Source organism: Enterobacter cloacae complex sp. IR5418 (genome assembly GCF_049238105.1).
GTDB lineage: Bacteria > Pseudomonadota > Gammaproteobacteria > Enterobacterales > Enterobacteriaceae > Enterobacter > Enterobacter hormaechei.
This window is the reverse complement of the sequence record NZ_JBMKHS010000089.1, coordinates 1-3,106: the sequence shown is the minus strand read 5'-3', so window position 1 is coordinate 3,106 and position 3,106 is coordinate 1. Positions and strand designations below refer to the sequence as shown.

Sequence of the window (3,106 nt, the reverse complement as noted above, 5' to 3'; positions counted from 1 at the left end):
GCTAACTTTGCAACAGTGCCAAGCTGGCTCGTGAATTCGGAATCAGTCGCGAAACCCTGTATCAATACTTGAGAACGGATCAGTAAATATGCCACGTCGTTCAATCCTGTCCGCCGCCGAGCGCGAAAGCCTGCTGGCGTTGCCGGACACCAAGGATGAGTTGATCCGTCACTACACGTTCAGCGAAACCGACCTCTCCATCATCCGGCAGCGGCGCGGCCCGGCCAACCGGCTGGGCTTCGCCGTGCAGCTCTGTTACCTGCGCTTTCCTGGTGTCATCCTGGGCGTCGATGAGCCGCCGTTTCCGCCCTTGTTGAAACTGGTCGCCGACCAGCTCAAGGTCAGCGTCGAAAGCTGGGACGAATACGGGCAGCGGGAGCAGACCCGGCGCGAGCACCTGGTCGAACTGCAAACGGTGTTCGGCTTCCAGCCCTTTACCATGGGCCACTACCGGCAGGCCGTCCAGTTGCTGACCGAGATGGCCTTGCAGACCGACAAGGGCATCGTGCTGGCCAGCACCTTGATCGAGCACCTGCGGCAGCAGTCGGTCATTCTGCCTGCCCTCAACGCCGTCGAGCGGGCGAGCGCCGAAGCAATCACCCGCGCCAACCGGCGCATCTACGATGCCTTGGCCGAACCGCTGTCGGACGCGCATCGCCGCCGCCTCGACGATCTGCTCAAGCGTCGGGACAACGGCAAAACGACCTGGCTGGCCTGGCTGCGCCAATCGCCCGTCAAACCGAATTCGCGGCACATGCTGGAACACATCGAACGCCTCAAAGCGTGGCAGGCGCTCGACCTGCCTTCTGGCATCGAGCGGTCGGTGCACCAGAACCGCCTGCTCAAGATCGCCCGTGAGGGTGGCCAGATGACGCCCGCCGACCTGGCCAAGTTCGAGGCGCAGCGACGCTATGCCACCCTGGTGGCGCTTGCCATCGAGGGCATGGCCACCGTCACCGACGAAATCATCGACCTGCACGACCGCATCCTGGGCAAGCTGTTCAACGCCGCCAAGAACAAGCATCAGCAGCAATTCCAGGCGTCCGGCAAGGCGATCAACGCCAAGGTGCGGCTGTTCGGCCGCATCGGCCAGGCGCTGATCGAGGCCAAGCAGGCGGGCCGCGATCCGTTCGCCGCCATCGAGGCCGTCATGTCCTGGGATGCCTTCGCCGAGAGCGTCACCGAAGCGCAGAAGCTTGCGCAGCCCGAGGACTTCGATTTCCTGCACCGCATCGGCGAAAGCTACGCCACGCTGCGCCGCTACGCGCCGGAATTCCTTGCCGTGCTCAAGCTGCGGGCCGCTCCCGCCGCGAAGGACGTGCTCGACGCCATCGAGGTGCTGCGCGGCATGAACAGCGACAACGCCCGCAAGGTGCCCGCCGACGCGCCGACCGAGTTCATCAAGCCGCGCTGGCAGAAGCTGGTCATGACCGACACCGGCATCGACCGGCGCTACTACGAACTGTGCGCGCTGTCGGAGATGAAGAACGCGTTGCGTTCCGGCGACATCTGGGTGCAGGGGTCGCGCCAGTTCAAGGACTTCGAGGACTACCTGGTGCCGCCCGCGAAATTCGCCAGCCTCAAGCAGGCCAGCGAATTGCCGCTGGCCGTGGCCACCGACTGCAACCGGTACCTGAACGACCGGCTGACGCTGCTGGAAACACAGCTTGCCACCGTCAACCGTATGGCGACGGCCAACGAGCTGCCGGACGCCATCATCACCGAGTCAGGCTTGAAGATCACGCCGCTCGACGCGGCGGTACCCGACACCGCCCAAGCGCTGATCGACCAGACGGCAATGATCCTGCCGCACGTCAAGATCACCGAACTGCTGCTGGAGGTGGACGAATGGACGGGCTTCACTCGGCATTTCGCGCATCTGAAATCGGGCGACCCGGCCAAAGACAAGAACCTGTTGCTGACCACGATCCTCGCCGACGCGATCAACCTGGGCCTGACCAAGATGGCGGAGTCTTGCCCCGGCACGACCTACGCCAAGCTGGCTTGGCTGCAAGCCTGGCACATCCGCGACGAAACCTACGGGGCGGCGCTGGCCGATCTGGTCAACGCACAGTTCCGCCATCCCTTCGCCGAGCACTGGGGCGACGGCACCACCTCATCGTCGGACGGCCAGAACTTCCGCACCGGCAGCAAGGCCGAGAGCACCGGCCACATCAACCCGAAATACGGGAGCAGCCCAGGGCGGACGTTCTACACCCACATTTCTGACCAGTACGCGCCATTTCACACCAAGGTCGTGAACGTCGGCGTGCGCGATTCGACCTACGTGCTCGACGGCCTGCTGTACCACGAGTCCGACTTGCGGATCGAGGAGCATTACACCGACACGGCGGGCTTCACCGATCACGTCTTCGCCCTGATGCACCTCCTGGGCTTCCGCTTCGCGCCGCGCATCCGCGACCTGGGCGACACCAAGCTCTACATCCCGAAGGGCGACGCCGCCTATGACGCGCTGAAACCCATGATCGGCGGCACGCTCAACATCAAGCACGTCCGCGCCCATTGGGACGAAATCCTGCGGCTGGCCACCTCGATCAAGCAGGGCACGGTGACGGCCTCCCTGATGCTCCGAAAGCTCGGCAGCTACCCACGCCAGAACGGCCTGGCCGTGGCGCTCCGCGAGCTGGGCCGCATCGAGCGCACGCTGTTCATCCTGGACTGGCTGCAAAGCGTGGAACTGCGCCGCCGCGTGCATGCCGGCCTGAACAAGGGCGAGGCGCGCAATGCGCTGGCCAGGGCAGTGTTTTTCAACCGCCTGGGTGAAATCCGCGACCGCAGTTTCGAGCAGCAGCGCTACCGGGCTAGCGGCCTCAATCTGGTAACGGCTGCCGTCGTGTTGTGGAACACGGTCTATCTGGAACGGGCTGCGCACGCGCTGCGTGGCAACGGCCATGCCATTGATGACGCGCTGTTGCAGTACCTGTCGCCGCTCGGTTGGGAGCACATCAACCTCACCGGCGATTACCTCTGGCGCAGCAGCGCCAAGATCGGCGCGGGCAAGTTCAGGCCGCTACGACCGCTGCAACCGGCTTAGCGTGCTTTATTTAATGAGATGGTCACTCCCTCCTTCCCAGTACTATGCTGA

At 64.1% G+C, this 3,106-nt stretch carries 1 protein-coding gene and 1 pseudogene; both read left to right on the top strand.

Annotated features, from left to right (window positions below; genetic code table 11):
• Nucleotides 1-20: 20 nt before the first annotated feature.
• Nucleotides 21-86, top strand: a pseudogene (locus ACOTX7_RS24095) (helix-turn-helix domain-containing protein); the annotation flags it as partial.
• Nucleotides 87-88: 2 nt separating this feature from the next.
• Nucleotides 89-3,055 (top strand): Tn3 family transposase, encoded by a 2,967-nt coding sequence (locus ACOTX7_RS24090; protein ID WP_042863651.1) that lies wholly within the window; start codon nucleotides 89-91, stop codon nucleotides 3,053-3,055.
• Nucleotides 3,056-3,106: the final 51 nt, after the last annotated feature.